Source organism: Mesorhizobium sp. P2_F7 (assembly GCF_056403695.1).
In genome coordinates this window covers 889,743-911,173 of sequence record NZ_JBFUFA010000004.1, presented here as the reverse complement: position 1 = coordinate 911,173, position 21,431 = coordinate 889,743, and the positions used below count along the sequence as shown (strand labels likewise).

Below are 21,431 nucleotides of genomic sequence, written 5' to 3'. Positions count from 1 at the left end.
ATGTGATTGCCTGAAACCAGGCCATCTTTTCTACGGGAGTGTCACAGTTGGGGCAATGAAATTTCATTTTGACTGGCAATAAACTTGGCGACAGAAGCCCGCCTGTGGAAGCGCGTGCAGGAGCACCCGGGACCAGCGCCGAAGGGTATGAAGCGGCCGCCGACACAATGGGTCAAGCCGGGTCTGATCGGCCGCGTGAAGCACCTGCGCGGCGAGGAGGATTTGCGCCATGCTTCGCTGCAGGACTTCCGAGAGGAAAACTGATCGCTATTTGTACTTTTGGACGATGGGATACGCCAAACGCTAGAATTTCATTGCGACGCCGACGCGGAAGTCATGCGTCTGGAGCGTATGTTCAAGGGTCCACCCGCCGCCGCAATACTCTAGCGATTTCTTCCCGAAGAAGGAGTTCCCCGCGCAAGAACACTTTATGGGTGAGCGCGACGTCGGCCGTCCGTGGGTCGTCCTCAACAAGGAGAAGGCGCATCTCTGTTCCGGTCTGTTGCCGACATTTCAAGGTAGCAGGCTATCACCGGCGGCGACCCGTTCCTAGAATGGCGGCAGCCGCAGTGTCCTCTCCGCCACGCTCAGCCGACTTGCACCACTGCTGGCGCTCATTCCAACTCTTGCAGGAGTGGGTCCGCCTGGTCGACGTCCCTCTTCAGCGTCATGTAGAGAACAAGGGCGACGATGCAGCCAAGGAAGAGGATGCTGGTGAAGGTGGTGCCGAAGCCGAGTCCGCCATATTCGACCGGTTGCGACAACAGGTCGCCGAACGAGGCGCCAAGCGGCCGCGTCAGGATATAGGCGAGCCAGAAGGCAAGGATTCCGTCCAGCCAGAGGACATAATAAGCAAAGGCGATGAGCGCGATGACGCTGCCAAACAACAGGCCCGTGGTGAGGTAGCCGATGTCGAAGCTTTCCGCCACGAGGTCGCCGGCCGCGGTGCCGAGCGAAAAAGTGAACAGGATCGCCAGCCAGTAGAAGAACTCACGCCGGGTGGTGAAGATGGTGTGGATCGACAGCGTCCTTTCGCTGGCGTACCAGACCGAAAATGTCGCGGCGAGCGCGATGCTGAAGGCGATGGTCGTTGTTTCAAGCCGCACGCCGAAATTGTCGACGAGGTTGTCGGTGACCAGCGTGCCGACGATGCTGATCAGCACCACCGCCAGCCAGTAAGCCCACGGCACGTAGCGTTTCTGCGCAAACTGCAGGACGAGGGCGACAACCAGGATGCCGGCCATGATCAGCGATGTGACGGTGAGCCCGAGGCCGAGATTGACGGCGAGATAGTCGGCCGCCGTCTCGCCCATGGTCACCGCCATCAGCTTGATCAGCCAGAAATCGACGGTGACATCGGGAACCCGGTTAAGAGCAGGCGCGGCAGTTTGGGTGGCTGGCGGCAGCATGGCTTGTCCTGTCGTTGCGGGCTTACTTGGCCAGGATTTTCATGGCCTGGGCGAAGAAGTCGTCGGCGCGCTTGTCGTCGTCGGCGTTGCAGCGCTCAATGCCCTTGGTCTCCAGCTCGGAAAGCTTCGCCTTGTCCGTATCGCTGAGTTTGGCGTCGACTTCCGCGGCGCGCAGGGTCTTGAGCGTCTCTTCGCAAGGCGCCGGCGCGGCGGAGGCGGATGCAATCGGGGTGGCGATGGCAAATGCTGCGAAGGCGAGAACCAGTCTGTTCATGGGCGGTTTTCCTGTTGGGGCCGGTCCTCCGGCGAACAAGCGCCGGCCAGGACGGCCGGCAACAGTGACCATAGGGACGCGACTTCACCGGCAGCTGTCTGGCAGCTTACATTTTCGTAAGAATGAAAGAACGTCTGAACATCACCGGTTCGCAATCAGGTCGTATGGCGGTTCTCGACGCCTGCCCTGAAGATTATTTCCTTTCCCGTCTTTCGGTGATCGAAAACGAAAGCTAATTCCGATCAGGCAGCCGCCAAGGGGCGACAGATCTCGGTGGAGGCGGCCGATCGTTTCGCCGAGACCGTCCTTCCGGTCATCGAGTCCATCCGTCGCTGCGGCATCATCAGCTTGCGCGGGGTTGCGACTGCCTTGAACAACCGAGGCGTTCGAACAGCCCGCGGCGGAAAGTGGCAGGTCTCGAACGTCCGAAACATTCTGGCGCGCTCTGTAGATGGGCTTTGATAGGCGGGAAAAATGAAGCCAAAGCGGGTGCTCCTGCTTTCAGCTGAAGGCATTAGGCGTACTTCCTAGCCTTGACCACCTCAACACCAAGCCGAAACGCCTGCCCGTCAGCATAGGAGCGTGCGTAGCTTTCAGTTGTGAAGGGAACGGTTTTCGTGAGGCCATTGAAGGTCACGCGAACCGACCACGTATTGCCTTCGACAATTTCAACGGCATGCTGTCCGTGCGGAGCCATGCTGAATCCCCAAAGCTTACGCTGAGGGAGCTGATCGGAGCTGCCGCTTCCCTCTGATGGCCGGCACGGGGCGCCGTTGCCATTGCTTCCCAGCGATGACGGCGCGACTGGTCTATGATGGTGGCCTGCGGTGTTCAAAGATCGCCATTTTATAAGAATAAGACAGGCGGATCTCATTCCCACAAGCCTCACATGTCATAGACTTGGAGCTTTTTATCAGGCGACCTTTCCGGATCATCATTCGCTTGCAGTTAGGGCATTGGACGATCATATCGTCGTCGTCCCGATCTCGTGAAAGTACCATGTGTTTTGCCTCCTTGGGTCGAGGAAGCAAGCTGCATGCCGCATTAGCGTATCTTTTCGAAACACTTCGCACGTCGCCGCCTTGCTTAAGACTTTGCTAACGAACGTCAGAACCCTTGATTGCGCGCCTAGCTAAAGTGGGTTGGATCGTGGCTAGGCGGGGAGCGAACTACGTCAGGAGGAGACAACAATGTCCAAAGGTGAAATTGGAACGTCTCAGACTCTACGGGTACGCATCGACGAGCTCGAAACAAAAATGCGAAGCGCCAATGTTACCGAGAACGATCTGAAAGCCTTCCAAAAAGTAGCTGCTTTGATGGGATGCGATGCAGGTTAACTGCGGTTCAATGCCGATGACCTGATTGCTGTCTCCTTCGTTGCGGATACGATGAGCGAAAGAACATTAAACCGTAGCGCCGCGAGTCCATTTGGACGCGAAAAGGACGCTATAGGTTTTTGAATTGTCGCGTCCGAAAATCGATTTCCGCTTCTACCATCCCGCTCCGCTTCGCCGGGGCGGGACGGCGAAGCCGGCATCATCGAAGGCAAACGTGAACCAGATCTCGTCCCGCAAACCAGAAGTCGGTAACGCGGCATCCCGAGTCGCAAACGACGGCAGCGGCGGGTCGATCCCGCTTTTGGGCTGGACCTGCGGCAGGCTAATTTGAGGGAACTTCGCCTGCCGTCAGCACAAACCTTTGTCGACCACTTACGTTCCAGTGCGAGACGTATCGCGCTGTTGGCGGCCAACCTTTAATTCTCCGCATGGCTAAAAACGACAGCGCCGCTTTCCTTGCGAACTTCAACGGACACGATTCCATCATCGCCCTTCCGGGTCTGAAACATCGCGATCGCGTGTTCCCTTGCCACCTTCTCGGCATCGAACATTTCCTTGTCGACAATGCCCTGTCTTCCATACCAGATGACAGTAAAGGCCATTATTCGCTGGGTCCTTTCTTTCACGGTTAAGCCGGGATCGTCCAGCCGCTACAATCTCATCGACCATAACACCACCAGTGCCATCACGATGCCGACGAAACAGAAAGCGACCCAGACGCTGGTCATGGATTGCAGCGCATAGCGTCAATCAGCGATCGCAGTGAATCTCAGACATTATGCCTGACCAGCGTTCCGTTTTGCCCCTGCCGATTCCGTTCAAAAAGAGCGAGCTTGTCCTGATAGCCAATTCGAACCTTGGCGCCACACCCTGCGCACTTGAAACTGGCCATCACTTTGAACCAGGTTCCTCTATGGACGACTGGAAGAGAGCAATACGGGCATTCGAATTTCATATTTACGTCACGCATTTCGTCTGAGATGGGCATTGGCGGGGCTCCCTTGTGCTTCCCAACCTAGGCATGGAGCGTTGGTTGCTCGTGAGGGTACAATGCGTGTGCGAGTCAGACTTCAGTCGCTTCTGCCACGTCCAGGACGCTCCAAAATGCCTGCGGCAAAAAGGCGACGGGGCTAGCACCTTGCAGCTTGGCGCGAATTGACTCGCTAAGCTGCTGCAAACGGCCTAGCCTGCTTTTGTCGCTGGCCACTAAACGGGCGCCGGCGCTTGAGAGCGTACATCGTACTCCCGCCCTGCCGGGAGCCCACGATGCAAGACAACAAACCCCCACGCACATTCATTTCCTCTCACGACTTCGCCATCCTTTGCGACGCCTTCAAAGCTTCGATAACTGAGGGCCTTGTCGCAGAGCGTCACTGGTTTCAGCACGTCAAGGATTTGATCCGCGAGCTGACGGGCGACTGCGAACCTGAGGAGAGCCTGATCAATCGGATCATCGGGCAACAGAAGGGACAGAATGGATAACACCGAACACGAGTATGAACTCGTATTTTTCGCCGAGAAGCATAGCCTCACACCGCAAGCGGCAAAGATCATCCTCGCTGCAAATGGACCTTCACGCATGGCGTGCGATGCCGCTGCCAAGGCTTTTCTGGAGGCGGTTGCGATCCGGAAGAGGCAGTGGGGAAGAGATAAAACCTAAGCCTCGTCGCGATCGGCGACTGGAACGTCCAGCCCTTAGCGCCTTACAAAACGAATTTTAAACAAAGGATCATTCCAGCCGGGAGCACGGTGATGAGAAGTGGCAAAGGAACGGCTAGAAGACCGACCAACTCAATATTATTTGTGTTTTGTCGCTTGTCCATCTTCGTCCCGCGAGTCATTGCCAAGTAGCTCGTACATGACTAAAGGCCTACTTCAAATGACGCTCTACCAAACCTAGGAAGTCCGCCAGCCGATTCCAGCTAGCGGACTCTCGTCGACAGGGCAACTCGCTCTGCTCGCCATGGAATAATCAGGTTGCGCGCTTGAGGTTGCTCTCGTAGAAGGTCTTCAACTGTAGAAAGGATCTATATGAGCGACGAAGCCCACAACCACGCTGCCGAACTAGCCGAGCTCACCGCCGACGTTGTTTCCGCGTACGTAGCGAACAATCCCGTGCCCGCAGCCGGCTTGGCGGAACTCATTGCGTCGGTTCACGCGTCACTGTCAGGATTGGACGGCCAAGTTGCTGCGCCGGCCGAGACGAAAGCACCCGCCGTCAATCCGAAGAAGTCGGTATTCCCTGATTATATCGTTAGCCTGGAAGACGGCCGGAAATTTAAGTCGATGAAACGGCATCTCGGCCTACTTGGTATGACGCCCGACGATTACCGCGAGAAATGGGGCTTGGCTCGCGACTATCCCATGGTCGCTCCCAGCTACGCTGCTAAGCGGTCTGAATTGGCAAAAGCCTCAGGTCTTGGCCGCAAAGTTGCGCCGCTGGAGAAGGTGTCAGCTAAGCGCAAAGCGAAGGCTTAAAGCGGCGCCTAAGGGCCCCTTCAATTTTTGATCATACTATCTTGGCAGCAGATGAACACCGTGCATTGTTAGCGCTTTGGATGATGTCACTTAGTTGGCGGTGGAGGCTCCTTCCTTCTAGCTGCCTCGGATCATAACCTTCTGCCTGAACCTTTGCCCGAATGTCACCCACGGTTCGACATTTGCCGGACCTGGCGAGTTCGAACGCGCGTTCAAGCGTTGTTTTGTTAGGGTCGATCATTTGGCCGCGGCAAAGTCGATAGCCCGCCAACTGAAGTCAGCGAGCTATCTCTTGTTACTAGTTGGCGCCGCCTAGCTGCTTGGTCGTTTTGCAGAAATTGTCGTGCAGCTTGGCAATAGCCTCGTCGCCGCATTCCTTCATCATGCCAGCGCGGTCTTCTTCCGACATCGCGATCCATGCAGCCTTGATCTCAGCCTCGGATTTCATCGTCTTCATGCCGGCATCGGTGAAGAACGGAGACATCTTCGCCGGATCATCCAGAGCCGATGTACCTGTGTTATTGCCGGCAAGAGCCGAGCCAGTAATCATCGCGAGCGCCACCGCGCTCATAGTGATCATCTTGAAAGTCATGGAAAATTCCTCCTGATGGGCATGCTGTTTTAGAACGCCCATCTCCTCAACGCCATAAACTTAGAAAAGTTTCGTCGCGACAAAGGTATAAAGACCTCCCGTCCGAGGCCGTCTCAAATTCTAAATGGACGATGTGTGCAAAAAGCCCGCTGCCTGGAGCTCATAGCGCGGCAGCGGGCTCCGACCGTACAGGAAAGTACGATCCGCAGTGGCCTTGGAGATAAAATCAACAGGGTGAAACCCACTGCACAGTGGCAACTGGCCAGTCGTTCCGATGTTCCGGAGGGCATAAAAAAGCCCGCTAGCCGGAGCCAGCGGGCAAGTTCTTTCGGAGTGCACTGAATGGGCCAGTGCAGCGAGAGAATTTCGTCGGGGCCGAGAGGTTCCAGCCGACTGACAATTTGATCGCACGCTCGTGAGCGAACTCGCGGAAAGCCTTCCGCAGAGCGTCAAGGTCAAGAACCCCAAACGCCTGCTCAAGCAGTGCGCTTCGGCTTTGTTAGGCCGTCAAGATTTTTCGCCAGTCAGCATTGGGTCTCCTGTGTGCGTGAAGCCCGCGCCTCGTGGCGGAGAGCGCGGGCCGATCAGGTGGTGCATTCCCGATCTTCGGCAAAGATGGGTTAAAACACATCTGTTGCCGCTCGCATCAAACTTTTAGATCTTGCTAATGTTCCGTTAGAATCGCGTGTCGCGCTCACGCGCCTCGCGTGTCAGCAGCGCTGCCTCGGTGCGGTTGCGCACATTGAGCTTGTGCAGAACTCGTGTCATGTGATGCTTGACCGTCTTCTCCTGCAGTGAAAGCCGTTTGGCGACTTCCTTGTTGCTCATGCCTTCCGCCACCAGGTACAGGATCTCTGCCTCGCGGTCGGTGAGCTGCTTGAACCGGTCGGCTCTGGTTGGTTGCAACAGGTCCGACAAGAGCCTGGCCGACAGTGTCGGCGCGACATAGCTTTCGCCAGCCGCGACATTGCTGAGGATTTCAGCCAGCGCCTTCGAACCGACGCCTTTCAGCACATAGCCGCGCGCGCCGGCATTGAGCGCCTGGGCAACGTCGGCGTTGGCTTCCGACACGGTCAGCATGACGACCTTCTGGCCAAGATCTTTGGCCAAGATGCTTACCGCGGCGTGGAGCCCGCCGCCCGGCATGCTGATGTCGAGCAGCACGATGTCGGGCCGCATGGCCGCGACCAGCCTTTCGGCATCCTCAGCGCTGGCGCCTTCGCCGACCACTTCGAAACCGCCGATCTCACCAAGGCTGCGCGCTACGCCCTCGCGAAACAACGGATGGTCGTCGACAATAGCAATGCGGATGGCGCGGGTCACGATTGCTGTCTATATCACCAGGGCCCCAACGCGCTCCAATCACGTTGCTCTTTCGATGAGGCCACGATGTGAGCGCTCTAGCACGACATATGTTGAGACTTAGGGACGGGGCCTGAGCGCAAAGGGCCTAGCCACGCAACATTTGGGCAATCAGTTTGTTTGTTGTGGCTAACCTCATTACCGTCAAGATATCGTTCCTCATTCGGCGCGGATTTCGGCTGTGCTCCCGAAAGGTCCAGACCATATGGCGGTCAAATTACCTCGCACGACAGGCGGGTTTCTGCAGGGCTTTCGCAGCGACGCCATGTGGCTGATCGTCTCCCTGCTTGTTGCGGGCGGCCTCGTCCTTGGCTTCGGTCTTTTGGCGGAAGAAGTTATCGAGGGCGACACGAGCGGCTTCGACCGGGCCGTGCTTATGGCGTTCCGCAGCGCCAATGATCCGACGAACCCGATTGGTCCGCCCTGGCTGGAGGAAATGGGACGCGACGTCACGTCTCTTGGCAGCTTTGCTTTCCTTGGCTTCGTTTCGGTGGCCGCAGTGGGCTATCTGCTGATGGCAGGAAAGCGGAGATACGCCGTGCTTGTTGCGGCCGCCGTGGCTGGCGGGGAAGCCATCAGCACCGTTCTGAAGATCGCCTTTGATCGCCCGAGGCCCGATCTCATCCACACGACAAGGGTCTTTACAGCCAGCTTTCCGAGCGGGCACGCCATGCTTTCCGCCGTCACTTTCCTGACCCTTGGAGCGTTGCTGGCCAAGGCGAACCCCGATCCCCGCGTCAAAGCGTATTTCGTTTCGCTTGCGGTGTTTCTGACGGTCATGGTCGGATTGAGCCGGGTCTATCTCGGCGTCCACTACCCCACCGATGTTCTTGCGGGTTGGTGCGTCGGTTCCGCCTGGGCCATTCTGTGCTGGTCTGCGGTCCAGCGGATTGAACAGGGGCGAAGCCAATAACTCGGCCGTTATGCGGGCTTGTGACGCCGCATTACACCCCATTCGTGCCAGATCAACAGCATGACGACTCCATCGAAGACCGTCAGTACCAGCAGGCCCGGAGAGTGGGTGTAGGAATAGCGGTAGACCTGGTAGGCCATAAATGCGCCCAGTGCGACGAGGGAGGCCGGATACGACCACAGTTTGCCCCGCAAAAGGCCTATAACCAGGAGCAGCTTTATCAGACCGTGGCTGAGCAAATAGAAGGCGTAGAACTCTTTACTTGCGACCGAAAAATGGCTTGCCATCTGCGACAGATGGCCTGCTATGAAATCGTTCGGATCTTCGATCAATTCATCCTGGGTGAAGGCATTTACCCACGACGCAATCTCACCCGTGGTGACGAAGTAGAGCAGGACCCCGCCGAGACATTCGATTAGGGCATGCGCGCCCTTGAGCCAGACGCTGACTTCAAAAATCTGATGGATACGGCGTTCGTCGACTGCTCTCATAGATCACCTCGCGATCCACAGTAACGGGAGCAAGAACGAATGGATGCAACTCTCACCCACTGGATCAACGCCGCAGCCGGGGTCCACCCCGTGCTTGACCGGGCAATGGTCGGCGTCTCGCAAATTGGCGTCCCGCTCATGGTGTTGGCTGTGGCTCTGCAATGGTGGGTGAAGGCCGAGCGCTACCATGTTCGTCACGCGGCCCTGTCAGCCGGTCTGGCGTTCTTGCTCGGGCTGGCGATCAACCAGTTCATCCTTCTGTTCGTGCACAGAATCCGACCCTACGATGCCGGCGTGACGCATCTGTTGATCGCGCCCAGCGCTGACTGGTCGTTTCCTTCCGATCACGCGACCGCATCCATTGCGATTGTTGCGGCATTTGCGATGCAAGCTCTGCCGCGCCGAACGGTGGCATTCATGATCATGGCATTCCTGATTTGCTGGTCGAGAATTTACATCGGCACCCACTACCTGACCGACGTAGTCGGCGGCGCCATCACTGGGGTATTGGGGGTCGCTGTGGTGCGATTGGCCTACCGCGAGAACTCCCGGCTGGACAAGCTGGTGACCAGAATTCTTTAGAGAAAGTGCTACTACTGCTTCAGCGTCGTGTCGTCGACGCTCTGCGCACGAGTTGCTTATCCACCCAGTCCTGAATTGGTCGGTCGGGGTTGCGACTACGCCAGGTAATCGGCGCACTCCGATTTGAACCTACATGGAGTGCCAAATCTGTGAGCGACGGGAATGTCTTCTTGACCCCGTCGATTGTCACGGTAACCGGAATTAAAACCCCGCTCGGCATTGCCTTACCCTCGCGCTGCTACCAGATCCCGCCTCGCAGGTAGGCGGAGGCGGACCTCCTAGAGGTCCATTTAGGGACCGGCAAATTGCTGTTCGGTGGCGACCCGGAGAGGATCACATGCAACTTGGGGCCTTACTTTGTCTGGCACATCGGCCGAATGGATGAGGGATTTTGAAGGAAAAGGCCCGACCGGCGGCCGAGCATCAGGGCGGGAATTCACAGATTCCTGGTTTCAATCTAGACGCCAGCCGACCCGATTTCGCCATCAAGGCGGCTTCCTCTCATTGCCTGCGGGCGCCGGCCTGCTCCAATCGCACTGCTGCCTGTTCGAAGGTATGGACTAGAGCTTCCTTGGCTTCGTTCAACACGCTCTGGCTATATTCATCGATGGGCCCGGATGTATGTAAGTCGGCAAGCAAAGCTGTCTTCAGCGCTAGAAGGGAGCTGACAGGGTCTTTTTGGCTCAGCGATAAAGCCACGAGTTCCGACAGCATGAAAAGTTCGAGGGCAATAATCCTGCCCTGCAAATGCTCGTCCATAGGTTCGCGCTCTCCCATTTTACGTCATCCCTCCCCCACCGGCTGGGTAGGCCGATAGGGTTAGTTGCGCAATTCCTAATATGTAAACACGTTCGGCAGTGCGGGGAGGGAGATCCAATCACCCGCGGTGGCCGGTGCGGCCTGTACCCCCAAAACGAGAGCCCCGGGTCGCACGGGCCATTCCCAACCCCAATATGCGCAAAAGAATGACCAGAGCAGAGTTGTTACTTGCATATCAGCTAAATTAGTTGTGTCGGTGGTCATGGAAATCCGAGCGGGGGCTCATGACCACAGACCTGTTTTTGACCGCGGTCGCGGGATTCGCGATCCTTATGCCGTTGTATTTCATTCTTAAGTAGCGGTCGGCGAAGACGCGCGCTGGCGGGCCTGCAGGGTCGGGACGCCTTGCTGTCCCATGCCGCTAACGCGTCCCGCGCGTCCTCGGCCCGCCCCAGTGGACAGGAAGCGAGCGGCAAAGCCCGTTGTTAGATGATCACAAAATGCTAATGGTTAGCGATGTCCGATTTGACGACACCGCTGATCCGAAAGCTCGAAAGCCTAGGTCGTCTTTCATCAGATGATCGCGAGAGCGTCGAAGCGATGGTGCTTGTGGGTAAGCAGTTGCAGCCCGGTGAGCAGATTGCGCAGGAAGGGCACGAACCCAGCCACTGTTGCTTGGTGGTTGAGGGGCTCCTGCGACGCTACAGCGTTTTGAGCAATGGCACCCTGCAAACCCTCTCAATCCATGTCCCCGGCGATATACCCGATCTCCAAGGCTTGCATCTAAGGATCATGGATCACACACTTGCGTCGATCGGCAGAAGCAAGATTGCTTTGATTTCACACCGCAACATTCTCGAGGTTGTGCGGAAATCACCTCGCCTGGCAAATCTATTTTGGCGGGAAAGTTTAGTAGACGCGGCGGTCGCACGCGCCTGGGTCAAGGTATTGGGAGGGCAGGATGTGATGGGCAGGTTAGCCCACCTCGCCTGTGAGCTTTACGTGCGCATGACGGTCATGGGGCTGGTAAGAGATAAATCTTATCCGTTACCGCTCACTCAAGTTCAGATCGGCGAGACAATCGGCGCGAGCGTAGTTCACGTAAATCGCATGCTGAAGAAACTGCGTGCTGACGGTCTTTTGGAGCATAGAGGAGGCCGGCTTGTCATTCTGAACTGGGACGCCCTATGCGGGGTGGCAGACTTCGATCCCGGATACCTAAACCTGCGAGACCCACTCTATCTGGATGTAACGCCAGTCCCAGTCGGTTAGCAGCCTGCGAGTGAGACTTTTGCCGCTCGAAGCGGCCCGCGCCTCTGGTGACGGATGCGCGGGCCCGACTGTCTTACGGGACCAGTCGGCAGCGGGAGGATGCGCCGCACCGCTGCCCCTACCTAACTTCGGGTTTTACCCTGTTCCATGAGGCAAACAAAAAAAGCCCGCCGGGTTGGGCGCGACCGTCGGCGGGGCGTCGGGGCTGGTGTCGGTGTCGGCATTGGCGGCGTGCCTGGCACGTCTGGTACCCTTGGTACACCGGGCGTTCCTGGCACAACTGGACTTCCGGGTGTTGTTGCCGACATGTCGCGCAGCCAGATCAGTCGCATGGAGAAGCGCTGTGCCGACGTGCTTAGCAGCTCTGGCACCTACGATCGAGACCTTCGGGAACTCTGCCTGTTGATCTCGCGACGCTGAGCGGTACAGGAATGTTCAAGTGAAAAAAGCGAAGCCGCTCGGCTGAACCGGGCGGCTTCAGAAAATGATGCGACAGAACTTATGTTGCCACGGGGCCGGGGGAGGAGGATCGAGGGGAGGCGGTCACAACCGATAGCCTGCCGCGCTTCGCCAACGTTGGCCTCGAATAGATCTTCTTCACTGAGATGTTCCCCTTGCAGATTAAACCGACGACGGAAAGGCGTTAGAGCCTCAGAAGTGATAGTTGACGCCCAGCCGGACCGTGTCGAAGTCGATATTGTCGGTCGATGGGACAGAAGCAGGCGTGTTGAAATCGGGAGAGCCCAAGTCGACGTGCATGTACTCTGCCTTGAAGGACAGCTGCTGGTTCAGCGCCCATTCAAGTCCTGCGCCGGCCGCCCAGCCCCACCTGGTCTCGTCATAACCGCAAGTTGCCGTAAAGCCGCAGGCTCCCAGGTCAGCCGTGCCTTTGACCTTACCGACAGCAAAGCCGCCCGTGAGATAGGGGAGGAAATTCTCGAAGGCATAGCCAACACGCACACGCCCCGTTCCGTACCAATCGATATCGGCTGTACAGCCCTCGTTGCCGCATGGCGGCACAAACGGAACCTCAAGGGCGCTACCGTGAATATTGGCGTATGACACGTCACCCTCAACGCCGAAAACGATCTGGCCCCGCTGCCAATTGTAACCTGCGGTCAGGCCCCCAACGAAGCCATCCGAATCAACATCGACACCGGGTGGGCCAAAATCGTAGTGGTCGCTGTTCCAACCATATCCGGCGACGGCGCCGATATAGGCTCCTGACCAGTTGATGGCGCTGCTTTCCGGAATAATCTCTACCGCATCTGCGGCAAATGCCTGACCGGCCATTAGCGCAAAGATAGCTGCAATTGCGAAAGTAAGACGGCCCATCCTTGATCCCCGCTTCAAACCGAAAGAGCTTTGTATCAGCAGAAGCTAAATTTATCGTCTCATTCGCGCAACACTTGAGATTCTTTTGGGCGTGTGGAATTGAAGCCTATTCCTCTGGGGTCGCCAGTACCCCCGGATCATACCTTCGACTTCCGTCAGCCCGTCGACCATGCTTGCCATTGAGAGCAGGACCATGGCGGCAGCATCGGTCAGAACGATATCCACGCCGTATAAGGTGCGCCGATCGACATCTCGCGCAACCAATGTCACGGAGTGGGGCCCGGCAATTCCACTAGCCCCCACTGCCAAATGAAAGCCCGCCACCGTGAGGCAGCGGGCGGAGTGGCAGATCATCACCCTGCCCCACGTCCAATTGCATGATGTTAGAGCGACCCTGATCCTTTAGCCTGCCAATGCAGCGCTCGTAGCTCAATCTAGGACAGAGCGGGACCTTCCCAGGGTAGATGCAGGTTCGAATCCTGCCGAGTGCACCAAAAGCCCGCGACCGTGAGGCAGAGGGCTTCAAGTGGCCGAAGGGCAATTAATTGTGGCCCGGCGAACCTTCCAAAGGTTCAATCGGGATACTGTTCCCGCGTCGTTCGCTCGCTCGCAGGAAAGCCCGGTTCCCCTAGGTGTGTCAGCCACTCCGAAGGGTACTGCCGGCGGCGTTTCCGCTGGCTTGCCCGGAGCCGGTGAGACTCTATAGCACGATCAGGGATTGCCGTGCCAGCGCTGCCCTCTCTTGGGTAGTGTCTCAGTTTGAAATTAAGAAAATCGCGGGTCTCGTTTGAAGCTTAGGAAGCATGTTGTGCCGGGTCGCCTTTCCCAGGGTGTCGATCGGTTCGTGCGCCATGAGAACAGAAAAGGAAAGCCGGAATTTTTTCAACATGGCGACGAACCATCACGACCTGCCGAAGGCATGACAGCGCCCCGCTAGCGCCCGATGTCGGGTTCACAATTCCTCTTCGGGCCTTCGTTAAAAACGTACATTGGTTTGAAATCGCCGTTGATCGGAATATGACTCCGCAGATGTCACCGGCAATGGTCGTGGGCATCGGTGATGGAAGAGTTCGTTGTGCCCCGCCCCTTATGAGGCGGTGTGATGCTACGAGTTCCGCAAAGCCACTTCCTGGGACCGAATGATTTGGCCTTGTGCCAGTCTGTGTTCGATCAGGTATGCGCAGATGCCAAGTTGAGCCTCGGCTCTGTAGACCGTCAGGTTTTAGCCCTCACCGTGCTTGCCTTCTTTCAACACGGTTCGTTGATCGGGATGAGCTGCTGGGCGCGGTGGTCGGGCGTCACAAGTCCACCGTGTCTGGGGTAGCAAAGCCCCACCGCAGACAGACTGAAGTCTGACTCCCATAAGCAATCGGAACAAACGTTTTCAGCCTGAGTTGGAGGGGCAAAGGGAGGCCGCAATGCCGATTTCAGATGACATGAATGATATGGTTCTCAAACTTGACTGTCCCTATTGCTCACGTCCGATCGTCAAGAAGGGCTCCTGGTTCAAGGTAATATCCAGTTTCAAATGTGCGGGATGCGGCACCCTGGTGCACATGGGCTATCCAGACAAACTCGCACTTTTCGAGCGGCATCGACGGACGCAAAACAATTTTGCCACCGCTGAGCAAGGAAGCGAGGCGGCGGAACCGTCGCTCAGGTCATCGACAGCAAATTTGCGGTTGGGCAATCGCAGGTATGCGTGAATATCGTGGGGAATGGCCATGCATGGTCGGGCCTGGGTGAGAGATCAGCGGCTTGCCGAAGCCGTCGAACTGCGAGAGCAGATAGCCTTGCTGCAACACGAAGTGGCCGAAAAGGCGGCTTGTTCTGTTGGGATGTTCAAGATGGCCGAGCTTGGCCAAAAGTTGCGTTTGCACAAATTTCGCCTGAATCTTCTTGAGGGTTGTATTGCTGGATTGTCTCATCCTCATTTGGACGCGGAAAGGACGCCGTAGGTCTTTGAATTGTCACGTCCGAAAATCGATTTCCGCTTTCTACCATCCCGCTCGCTTCGCCCGGGGCGGGATGGCGAATCCGGCATCATCGAAGGGAGGCAAACGTGAACCAGATCTCGTCCCGCAAACAGAAGTCGATAACGCGGCATCCCGAATCGCAAACGACAATCATTCGGCTCCCGGTGGCTACCCCGATCTTTGACCTGATCGCAAATGAGGATGATTTCGCTAACCTTTCGCGGCCGGCAGAGCGCCGGGCCACTGCCATAGTTATCGCAATGGCGATCTGCCTGATCCTTGCACCGGTTGTCTATTTTGTCTTGGTCTAGGCGATCATGTACGAGCCCCACCCCCGCCGCCGGCACGATTCTGCATCGCATCGAAGATGACGTCGAACACGCTTACGACTTCTTCGCTGATCTCTTCCAGGCTGATGACCTCTTTTTCCGCCGCCCTAATAGCCTGATCAGCCGATCTCCTCGGGCTTCCGCGATCACACCATAGGCTGGGGCCACCGGCAGACGACTTTTCGATCAGCATGCTCATCCCTGATGAACTGAATACGGACGAGATTTGCAGGCGAGCAGAACGTCTTGCCAGACGTCGAGTTCATCCCCGAGAATGGTGGTGGTGCCGGAGTAAGGTTGAGGAAGACATGAAGGCAGTGGCATTTAGCCTGCTGGCTGTGGCGGCAACGGTCGGAGCGGACACTGCCGACACGAGTAAACGAGACGCGTTTGAAGGCTGTCTGAGCGCTGGAATAGCCAAATTTAAGGATCTTTGCGAGCCGGCCGACCTATTGGCAAGGGCGATCCTCTACGAGTGCGACCCGCAACTGATAGACCTCGTGATATCGATGCCGCTGGGGCTCAGCGTTGATAAAGTCGAGTTGGCAGAGAAGCATCGGCGGGACAAAACCGAAGAGGTGCTGACCCTATTGCTAGAGTACCGGCTGAAACACCCCTGTCGATAATGCATTTCGTTGCTCTCTACATCGCGGCAATCACCGCCTCAATGCTCGCTGGCGCGATCTGGCGCTACCGGCAGCGCGACATGCTCGGAGCGGCCGCCTGCTTCCTCATGGCCGCGCTAGGCGCCTGCGCGCTGTTGCTCTAGCGCCATTTCGGCTTCGGCCTGATTTCTTCGATCCGGGCGCCCTTGCCGAGCGCTTCTACCATCGCTTCGGCCTCGGCTTTGTCCTTTGTAGTCAGCACATCGCGCCACATCGGCTTCTCGATCGCGAAGCCTGGCGAGGTCGAGCGCCTGACTATGGTGACAAGCGGATGTGTGGCAGTATGCCGTCACCGTCATCTTGTCATCAATCAGCGATTGGAGAGTCCAGCCTTTTGCCATCGATTAGCGGCCCAGAGGTTGCCTTGAAAGCGCGATCAGGTCGGCTTCGTCAGCGACGCCGGCCATATAGTTGGCGATTATCCGAGAGGCCAATCTGCTCTGAGAATCGGCTGATTGGTCAGGGGTTTTCATCTGCGCAAAAACTCGCCCCAGCAAGGCCAATTCGGCAGGATCAAAAATGCCGGCATCCACGGCTTTGCGTCTGATAGGCATCGAGTTACTCCTCCCGGAAGTCTTGCAGCGAAGCGTGCCTGAGGTCTTCCTCGCCGCGCAGGTGCTTCACACGTCCGATCAGACCCGGCTTGACCCATTGCGTCGCCGGCCGCTTCATTCCCTTCGGCGCCGGCCCCGCGTGCTCCTGAACCCGCTTCCATAGCCGATCTCGGATTGCGCCACGCGAGTTGATGAAGGCCGAGCCAACGTATTGCCCAGTCTTCCGATCAGCCATCAACGCGAAGGCCGGCTTGCCTGGTTCACGCTCGACGCCAAGCAACTCGTATTCTTCGATCATGTAGCTCTTGATCTTCAGCCACGCTGTCGAGCGGCCGCTGCGGTATTTGCTGTCACGGCGCTTCGAAACCATGCCCTCGATGCCGGCTTCCTCAATCAAATGGAAGATTGCCTTGGCATCTCCGGTCAGCGCCTGACTGAACTGGATGCGGTCATCGGGCAGGATCAAGCCTTCCAGAATTTCGCGCCGATCCTCAAGTTCCATGTCCCGCAAATCGTGCCCGTTGAGGTGCAAGAGATCGAAGCCGACGAAATAGAGGTCGTGCTGGCGTCGGGTGATTGCCTTGCGCAACGCCTGGTAGTCCGACAGGCCAGCTTCGTTGAGCACGACTATTTCGCCGTCGATGATGGCGTTGTCGACGCCGAGCCGCTTCGCCGCGCCGGCCAGGTCGCGATATTTCGTCGTCCAGTCATGGCCGTTGCGCGTGAAGATGCGCACGCCGTGGTCAATGATGATCTGAGAGCGGTAGCCGTCGAACTTGACTTCGTGAATCCATTCGTCGCCTTTGGGAGGCTTATCCACCAAGGTCGGCAAAAGAGGCTCGACAAACTTCAGACGCATGAACACATCCGCACCCGGCGATTCAATTAGCATGTGCTGAAATGGTTCCCATGTGGAGGTCAACTCGGAACCTTTACGGCGCAGCCGTGTTCGGTCGGTCATGACAAGAATTGCAGATCTCGGACCGCCACCTTTCCCCGGCAAACCTCAGAGGCCCGGCAACGGCCACGACCATTTTCACGAATGCCCAATATGCGGTCAGCGCGTCGACCGGCGCGACATTCGGCAAGTGTTGTGGCACGAGCAGCCCGACCATGAGCCGCTTGAGTTGGACAACTAGGAGCGGCCGGTGCCCACGTATCATGTCGAGGAAATGAACGGCGATACCGTCACAGCTACGCACGTCGTCAATGCGACGACACCATTGAGGGCGGCCCAAGAGGCAACCGAGCGCTGCGTGACACTTCGAAACACCGAGCCGATTTGGATCCGCGTTGTGGACGAAAAGAGCGGCCACTCCTTCGAATACGCCTTCGCTCCTTGAAGCATCTGAGGAGGCGGCGAACCCGCTGGTGCGCGCTGTCATGACCGTTCTTGAAAATGCCGGGATCGAATTTCTAAATCACGGAAGCCCGGGTGTCCGGTTGCGTACCTGAGCACGGTCTAATAGACATGTCCCAAAGGGGGACCAACCCATGACTGACGACCATGACCACACAGCTGAACTAGCCGAACTAACGGCGGACGTCGTTTCTGCATATGTTAGCAACAACCCGGTTCCCGTCGGCGACTTGCCCGCACTCATAGCGTCAATTCACGCGTCATTGTTCGGGATAGGCGGAGAATTTGCACCGCCCGCAGAAAAGCGACCGCCTGCAGTAGATCCTAAGCGATCAGTAACGGCGAATTTCATTTACTGCCTTGAGGACGGAAAAAAGTTCAAAGCAATTCGGCGTCATCTCGGCTCCGCCCATGGCATGACTCCAGATGCCTATCGCGCCAAATGGGACCTACCCGGCAGCTACCCCATGACAGCACCGAACTATTCCGAGCAGCGATCGGAATTGGCGAAGGCTGCAGGGCTCGGACAAAGACAGGGTCTCAACGAAAAGGCTTCTGCAAAGCGTAAGTAGAATTATTCACGGATCTATTCGGAAGGTAGTAGCGGATCGACGCCGCATTATGGCGTCTCAGCGGACCCGGATCACCTCCTGGTGAGTGATCGCGCGCGGGTCCGGGAAGACACCGAAGTTGAACGGGGGCACCCAGGTGCCCGTCGCCGTTATCTGGACGAAGACGGTCGGCAGCTTCGTTCCGCCGCAAATGGTGGTCGCATCCACGACCGTGGTGCCGCACAAATAAGATCGGACCAGCACGACAGCGGCGTCCTCGGGCTTGCTGTTCCAGCTTGAAAGCGCGACCGCCTGCGTTCCCGTGTCATTGGACGCGCCGGCCATCACGAGATTGGCCGCAGTTTTGACGCCGGCGCGCATCTCCAGGTAACTCGTCACATAGGACCAGCCGTCGGCGATGCCGAAGCAGACGAGGCACAGGACGGGCAGCACCATGGCAAATTCCACGGCAGCTATCCCGGATTTGTCCCCGAAAATACTCAAGGTGCGTCCCGGAGCGCGTTTTAGGCGGTCCAAAGCAAACCAGATCGGAGGGAAAACATTGAATGTCATATATTATTAGAAATCACGAATAGATAAACGAATGTCTAAAACCCATATTCGATTTGGTTCGCTTCTAGCGGCGGCGCCTGTTGATGGCCGCGCTCAGCGCCATGGCGCTAATGCTTCCTGGGAGGTAGCTCGCCGCGCGGGGTTCTCTCCCTGTGGGAATTTACTCAAAGTGTTTGCAACCAACCACACGTTTGGGAGTTGCATAGGTAAGCGGTCGATCTCTCCATGGGTGTAGCCGCGAGGAGGTGCAAAAAGCCCGTCGCTTACGCTCATTAGCTGCGACGGGCTTTTTCATTCGACGGCGCCTGCCATGCATACCAGCATATAGGATTATTGTCCTCGTTGCGGCGAGCCCTTCAACTTAGATCGCCAATGGCCAGAACCAAATCGTCAAAACAACCTTTCCAAGATGAGATCGAGCGCTTTTTCGTGGCAGCGGAGGCGCTGCACAAGAACATCATCCTGCCCCTCCTCGCGTACCACTGCGATCACTACCGGGCACTTCGTGAGGTTCATGAACCGTTGTTGAAATCGATCGAGACAATCACCAGCAAGAAGGCCGAGTTCATTCAGTGGAATGGGACAGACCCGGCGCAACTCGGGAGCGGTCAACCTGACGGATCAAGTTTCCGGTTAAACGCATGAAGAAGGTACGTCGCAAGTCAGCTAGGTCCTACAGCGGTGGGTAAAATCCGCCGGGCCGGCGCCTAGGCAGGTAAAGCCCCAAACCCAGCTGCTTAGGCGCCGGCACCTAGTCCTGCCTAATGCCGACAGACATAAGCGAACGAGCGGTGCACTCCGGCTTGGGAAATTCGCACGTATGCATTTTCACCATCCCAAAGCGACATTGACCGACCTGTCGCGTTGGACGCCGCCCTAAAAGGCGACGGCGCGTCGATCTCCTCGCTGGTCTGCACGGTCTCTCCTAAAATTCTCTCGACAACATACTTTGGCATTTCGCCCATCCGATCTCGATTATGCTCTGCAACCAAAGTCGCCGAGAGCCATGCTCGCTATCTGAGCCGGGAGATGATCCTCGTCGGTCAGACCTCGCGTCAGTTACTACTGTCCCATTGTGGACCGGAACTCGCCGGATGTTGGCCCCAACCCCAACTCCCGACGAGCCCATCCCGACTTGGCACACAAATCAGGGACGGGATTAGCCGACAATTCCAGACGTGCACGAAAGGTGCCAAGTCTTCCCCGATCACATCAAAGGCCGTTTTGTCAGTCTGTTAACCCGTTCACTTTGAGTGGGGACCGACCGGCGAAATGACGGGACCGGACCGTTTTCCATCATCCGACATCAAGGTGACCGCTGGATGACTATGTGGGGCGCGATCATAATCCGACCCGCCGCAGCGCCCCTATGGCTGGATAGCGCCTACCGCTCCGGCGTGGCGGAGAGGATGGGATTCGAACCCACGAGAAGCTTTTGACCTCTACTCCCGTAGCAGGGGAGCGCCTTCGACCACTCGGCCACCTCTCCGTTGCGCCGCATTCTGTCGCCATGTGTGCGCAAGGCAAGTCCAGGCATTGCCCTTTTATCCACTCAGCGTCTGGATCGTGCATCGCCGAGACTCCGACTGGACACCATCGTGCCGTGGAACGCCGTCGAGTAGTTGTGAAAATGAAAAACCCGGCGGTTGCCCGCCGGGTTCCATTTTCTAATCAAGCGCGCCTATCAGAACGAGCGCTGGAAGCGGAGCATGCCGCCGATAGCATCGTTGTCGCCGTCAGTGATGCCGGTCCAGTTTCTTCTCCCGAAAGCAGCAGCACCCTGTGCGGTTTGCGAAGCTGCCCCTGCAAGGTTTTTCGGGATCTGGCCGACAGGCTGGCGGGTGATAGGATCAAGCAGTATCCATTGAGTGCCAGCGTCAAGTTTGATCGGAGCCTTGGAGAGCGTTACCCCGGGCGGCATTTGCGATTTGACGACTTTGCCATCCTTGCCGAGTTGGAGAAGCGCCGGGTTGCCTTGGTCATCAACTCCAAACTGTAGCTGACGGCCAAGTTAGCGTTGCCGCCGCGAGCGTGCGGAAGATTCCCGGTGAGGATGAAGTCCCGACCGTCTGGGGTGTTTGGGTCAAGGCCATACTCCTGTGCGGCCTGGGCTCTCTGATCGAATTCAGTAGGACCGCTCGTTTGCGTCTTCTTGAGCAGGCACTGCTGCAAAGCGGGCTTGCTCGACGCGAACATCGTGGCCGTGCCTCGTCCATGCCTTGCTGTTTTAGCCAGTCGATCGTCAGGTTCCTGCATCCTGCGGATTGAGCAGATTGGACAGAAAGCCACCACTGCCAGAAGGTGCGGGTGCTGCCATAGATAGGTGGGGCCGCTGGAGCGTGCGATGGTGAAGCGATCGGGCGGGGTGTAGCGGGAGACAGCGCATTTTCCGCACCGGAGTTGCTAGGTTCTCTTTCGCGGCGCGTGGAGCGTCTGCTTTTAAGGCGGGTCTAGGGTTGAACTCTAAGTCCGCAATGAAGGCGCGAAGCTGCCGTACTGCCGTGCCAGCACTCACTAGCCAACGGTGATCTAAACGCGACGTGACATATGTCCGGCAAACGACCGTTTTCCGTACATTCGGATTAGAGCGCATAAGTCTTCAACCTAAGCGGCATGCCG

At 57.3% G+C, this 21,431-nt stretch carries 30 protein-coding genes and 2 tRNA genes; 18 read left to right on the top strand and 14 right to left on the bottom strand.

Annotation, left to right across the window (positions count from 1 at the left end; genetic code table 11):
• Positions 1–84: 84 nt before the first annotated feature.
• Positions 85–264, top strand: a complete 180-nt coding sequence (locus tag AC1DZ8_RS18600) for a hypothetical protein (protein WP_477306998.1) — start codon at positions 85–87, stop codon at positions 262–264.
• 350 nt (positions 265–614) lie between these two features.
• Here the strand turns inward: AC1DZ8_RS18600 and AC1DZ8_RS18595 are convergent, their stop codons facing one another.
• Complete coding sequence (locus AC1DZ8_RS18595) at positions 615–1,409, bottom strand: COG4705 family protein (protein WP_477311244.1); 795 nt, start codon at positions 1,407–1,409, stop codon at positions 615–617.
• Positions 1,410–1,431: 22 nt separating this feature from the next.
• Positions 1,432–1,683 (bottom strand): hypothetical protein, encoded by a 252-nt coding sequence (locus AC1DZ8_RS18590; protein WP_477311242.1) that lies wholly within the window; start codon positions 1,681–1,683, stop codon positions 1,432–1,434.
• 273 nt (positions 1,684–1,956) lie between these two features.
• Between AC1DZ8_RS18590 and AC1DZ8_RS18585 the strand changes: the two genes are divergently transcribed.
• A complete protein-coding gene (locus AC1DZ8_RS18585) occupies positions 1,957–2,145 on the top strand; it encodes a recombinase family protein (RefSeq protein WP_477311240.1) in 189 nt (62 codons plus the stop codon).
• A 52-nt stretch (positions 2,146–2,197) separates the two neighbouring features.
• Here the strand turns inward: AC1DZ8_RS18585 and AC1DZ8_RS18580 are convergent, their stop codons facing one another.
• Entirely contained in the window at positions 2,198–2,380 is a 183-nt protein-coding gene (locus AC1DZ8_RS18580; protein ID WP_477401375.1) for a hypothetical protein, read from the bottom strand.
• 493 nt (positions 2,381–2,873) lie between these two features.
• Between AC1DZ8_RS18580 and AC1DZ8_RS18575 the strand changes: the two genes are divergently transcribed.
• Entirely contained in the window at positions 2,874–3,020 is a 147-nt protein-coding gene (locus AC1DZ8_RS18575; protein WP_477311189.1) for a hypothetical protein, read from the top strand.
• Positions 3,021–3,436: 416 nt separating this feature from the next.
• Here the strand turns inward: AC1DZ8_RS18575 and AC1DZ8_RS18570 are convergent, their stop codons facing one another.
• On the bottom strand, positions 3,437–3,622 hold the full coding sequence (locus AC1DZ8_RS18570) for a hypothetical protein (protein WP_477311191.1): 186 nt from the start codon (positions 3,620–3,622) through the stop codon (positions 3,437–3,439).
• A gap of 664 nt (positions 3,623–4,286) precedes the next feature.
• On the opposite strand from AC1DZ8_RS18570, the gene AC1DZ8_RS18565 reads away from it, so the two are divergent.
• The 3 genes from AC1DZ8_RS18565 (at position 4,287) to AC1DZ8_RS18555 (ending at position 5,498) form a co-directional block, all read left to right on the top strand.
• On the top strand, positions 4,287–4,502 hold the full coding sequence (locus tag AC1DZ8_RS18565) for a hypothetical protein (RefSeq protein ID WP_477311193.1): 216 nt from the start codon (positions 4,287–4,289) through the stop codon (positions 4,500–4,502).
• Entirely contained in the window at positions 4,495–4,680 is a 186-nt protein-coding gene (locus AC1DZ8_RS18560) for a hypothetical protein (protein ID WP_477311195.1), read from the top strand. The genes AC1DZ8_RS18565 and AC1DZ8_RS18560 overlap by 8 nt, the downstream gene beginning before the upstream one ends.
• 371 nt (positions 4,681–5,051) lie before the next feature.
• A complete protein-coding gene (locus AC1DZ8_RS18555; RefSeq protein ID WP_477311197.1) occupies positions 5,052–5,498 on the top strand; it encodes a Ros/MucR family transcriptional regulator in 447 nt (148 codons plus the stop codon).
• A gap of 298 nt (positions 5,499–5,796) precedes the next feature.
• On the opposite strand, the gene AC1DZ8_RS18550 is transcribed toward AC1DZ8_RS18555, so the two are convergent.
• Positions 5,797–6,090 (bottom strand): hypothetical protein, encoded by a 294-nt coding sequence (locus tag AC1DZ8_RS18550; RefSeq protein ID WP_477401372.1) that lies wholly within the window; start codon positions 6,088–6,090, stop codon positions 5,797–5,799.
• Between the two features lie 675 nt (positions 6,091–6,765).
• The gene (locus tag AC1DZ8_RS18545; RefSeq protein ID WP_477311167.1) at positions 6,766–7,413 is read right to left on the bottom strand and encodes a response regulator; all 648 of its coding nucleotides are present in this window, start codon (positions 7,411–7,413) and stop codon (positions 6,766–6,768) included.
• A 244-nt stretch (positions 7,414–7,657) separates the two neighbouring features.
• Between AC1DZ8_RS18545 and AC1DZ8_RS18540 the strand changes: the two genes are divergently transcribed.
• On the top strand, positions 7,658–8,365 hold the full coding sequence (locus tag AC1DZ8_RS18540; protein WP_477401370.1) for a phosphatase PAP2 family protein: 708 nt from the start codon (positions 7,658–7,660) through the stop codon (positions 8,363–8,365).
• A gap of 8 nt (positions 8,366–8,373) precedes the next feature.
• Here AC1DZ8_RS18540 and AC1DZ8_RS18535 read toward each other — a convergent pair whose 3' ends face one another.
• Positions 8,374–8,856 (bottom strand): DUF2127 domain-containing protein, encoded by a 483-nt coding sequence (locus AC1DZ8_RS18535; RefSeq protein ID WP_477311163.1) that lies wholly within the window; start codon positions 8,854–8,856, stop codon positions 8,374–8,376.
• A 39-nt stretch (positions 8,857–8,895) separates the two neighbouring features.
• On the opposite strand from AC1DZ8_RS18535, the gene AC1DZ8_RS18530 reads away from it, so the two are divergent.
• Positions 8,896–9,438: a phosphatase PAP2 family protein gene (locus AC1DZ8_RS18530; protein ID WP_477311161.1), complete on the top strand. Its 543-nt coding sequence runs from the start codon at positions 8,896–8,898 to the stop codon at positions 9,436–9,438.
• A 501-nt stretch (positions 9,439–9,939) separates the two neighbouring features.
• Here the strand turns inward: AC1DZ8_RS18530 and AC1DZ8_RS18525 are convergent.
• The gene (locus tag AC1DZ8_RS18525) at positions 9,940–10,197 is read right to left on the bottom strand and encodes a hypothetical protein (protein WP_477311159.1); all 258 of its coding nucleotides are present in this window, start codon (positions 10,195–10,197) and stop codon (positions 9,940–9,942) included.
• A 525-nt stretch (positions 10,198–10,722) separates the two neighbouring features.
• On the opposite strand from AC1DZ8_RS18525, the gene AC1DZ8_RS18520 reads away from it, so the two are divergent.
• Positions 10,723–11,469, top strand: coding sequence for a Crp/Fnr family transcriptional regulator (locus AC1DZ8_RS18520; RefSeq protein ID WP_477401367.1), 747 nt, complete (start codon positions 10,723–10,725; stop codon positions 11,467–11,469).
• Between the two features lie 651 nt (positions 11,470–12,120).
• Here the strand turns inward: AC1DZ8_RS18520 and AC1DZ8_RS18515 are convergent.
• Positions 12,121–12,804 (bottom strand): outer membrane protein, encoded by a 684-nt coding sequence (locus AC1DZ8_RS18515; RefSeq protein WP_477309449.1) that lies wholly within the window; start codon positions 12,802–12,804, stop codon positions 12,121–12,123.
• A gap of 418 nt (positions 12,805–13,222) precedes the next feature.
• Here AC1DZ8_RS18515 and AC1DZ8_RS18510 point away from each other — a divergent pair.
• The 4 genes from AC1DZ8_RS18510 to AC1DZ8_RS18495 all read left to right on the top strand — a co-directional run bounded on the left by AC1DZ8_RS18510 (position 13,223) and on the right by AC1DZ8_RS18495 (position 15,091).
• Positions 13,223–13,298, top strand: a tRNA-Gly gene (locus AC1DZ8_RS18510).
• A gap of 924 nt (positions 13,299–14,222) precedes the next feature.
• Positions 14,223–14,510 carry a hypothetical protein gene (locus tag AC1DZ8_RS18505; RefSeq protein WP_477309448.1) on the top strand — a complete coding sequence of 96 codons (288 nt, stop codon included), beginning with the start codon at positions 14,223–14,225 and terminating at the stop codon, positions 14,508–14,510.
• 18 nt (positions 14,511–14,528) lie between these two features.
• Entirely contained in the window at positions 14,529–14,762 is a 234-nt protein-coding gene (locus AC1DZ8_RS18500; protein WP_477309447.1) for a hypothetical protein, read from the top strand.
• Between the two features lie 104 nt (positions 14,763–14,866).
• On the top strand, positions 14,867–15,091 hold the full coding sequence (locus AC1DZ8_RS18495) for a hypothetical protein (RefSeq protein ID WP_477309446.1): 225 nt from the start codon (positions 14,867–14,869) through the stop codon (positions 15,089–15,091).
• A gap of 4 nt (positions 15,092–15,095) precedes the next feature.
• Here AC1DZ8_RS18495 and AC1DZ8_RS18490 read toward each other — a convergent pair whose 3' ends face one another.
• A complete protein-coding gene (locus tag AC1DZ8_RS18490; RefSeq protein ID WP_477309445.1) occupies positions 15,096–15,302 on the bottom strand; it encodes a hypothetical protein in 207 nt (68 codons plus the stop codon).
• A gap of 115 nt (positions 15,303–15,417) precedes the next feature.
• Between AC1DZ8_RS18490 and AC1DZ8_RS18485 the strand changes: the two genes are divergently transcribed.
• On the top strand, positions 15,418–15,735 hold the full coding sequence (locus tag AC1DZ8_RS18485; RefSeq protein WP_477309444.1) for a hypothetical protein: 318 nt from the start codon (positions 15,418–15,420) through the stop codon (positions 15,733–15,735).
• A complete protein-coding gene (locus tag AC1DZ8_RS18480) occupies positions 15,735–15,878 on the top strand; it encodes a hypothetical protein (RefSeq protein ID WP_477309443.1) in 144 nt (47 codons plus the stop codon). The genes AC1DZ8_RS18485 and AC1DZ8_RS18480 overlap by 1 nt, the downstream gene beginning before the upstream one ends.
• Before the next feature lie 240 nt (positions 15,879–16,118).
• Here AC1DZ8_RS18480 and AC1DZ8_RS18475 read toward each other — a convergent pair whose 3' ends face one another.
• Complete coding sequence (locus AC1DZ8_RS18475) at positions 16,119–16,328, bottom strand: hypothetical protein (RefSeq protein ID WP_477309442.1); 210 nt, start codon at positions 16,326–16,328, stop codon at positions 16,119–16,121.
• A 4-nt stretch (positions 16,329–16,332) separates the two neighbouring features.
• Positions 16,333–17,187, bottom strand: a complete 855-nt coding sequence (locus AC1DZ8_RS18470) for an ATP-dependent DNA ligase (RefSeq protein WP_477309452.1) — start codon at positions 17,185–17,187, stop codon at positions 16,333–16,335.
• Positions 17,188–17,822: 635 nt separating this feature from the next.
• Here AC1DZ8_RS18470 and AC1DZ8_RS18465 point away from each other — a divergent pair.
• Entirely contained in the window at positions 17,823–18,260 is a 438-nt protein-coding gene (locus tag AC1DZ8_RS18465; RefSeq protein WP_477309441.1) for a Ros/MucR family transcriptional regulator, read from the top strand.
• Positions 18,261–18,317: 57 nt separating this feature from the next.
• On the opposite strand, the gene AC1DZ8_RS18460 is transcribed toward AC1DZ8_RS18465, so the two are convergent.
• On the bottom strand, positions 18,318–18,707 hold the full coding sequence (locus tag AC1DZ8_RS18460) for a TadE/TadG family type IV pilus assembly protein (RefSeq protein WP_477309440.1): 390 nt from the start codon (positions 18,705–18,707) through the stop codon (positions 18,318–18,320).
• 477 nt (positions 18,708–19,184) lie between these two features.
• On the opposite strand from AC1DZ8_RS18460, the gene AC1DZ8_RS18455 reads away from it, so the two are divergent.
• Positions 19,185–19,457 carry a hypothetical protein gene (locus AC1DZ8_RS18455; RefSeq protein WP_477309439.1) on the top strand — a complete coding sequence of 91 codons (273 nt, stop codon included), beginning with the start codon at positions 19,185–19,187 and terminating at the stop codon, positions 19,455–19,457.
• Positions 19,458–20,210: 753 nt separating this feature from the next.
• Here AC1DZ8_RS18455 and AC1DZ8_RS18450 read toward each other — a convergent pair.
• Positions 20,211–20,301: transfer RNA gene (locus AC1DZ8_RS18450), tRNA-Ser, on the bottom strand.
• Positions 20,302–20,442: 141 nt separating this feature from the next.
• On the opposite strand from AC1DZ8_RS18450, the gene AC1DZ8_RS18445 reads away from it, so the two are divergent.
• Positions 20,443–20,811, top strand: a complete 369-nt coding sequence (locus AC1DZ8_RS18445) for a hypothetical protein (RefSeq protein ID WP_477309438.1) — start codon at positions 20,443–20,445, stop codon at positions 20,809–20,811.
• Positions 20,812–21,431 lie beyond the last annotated feature (620 nt).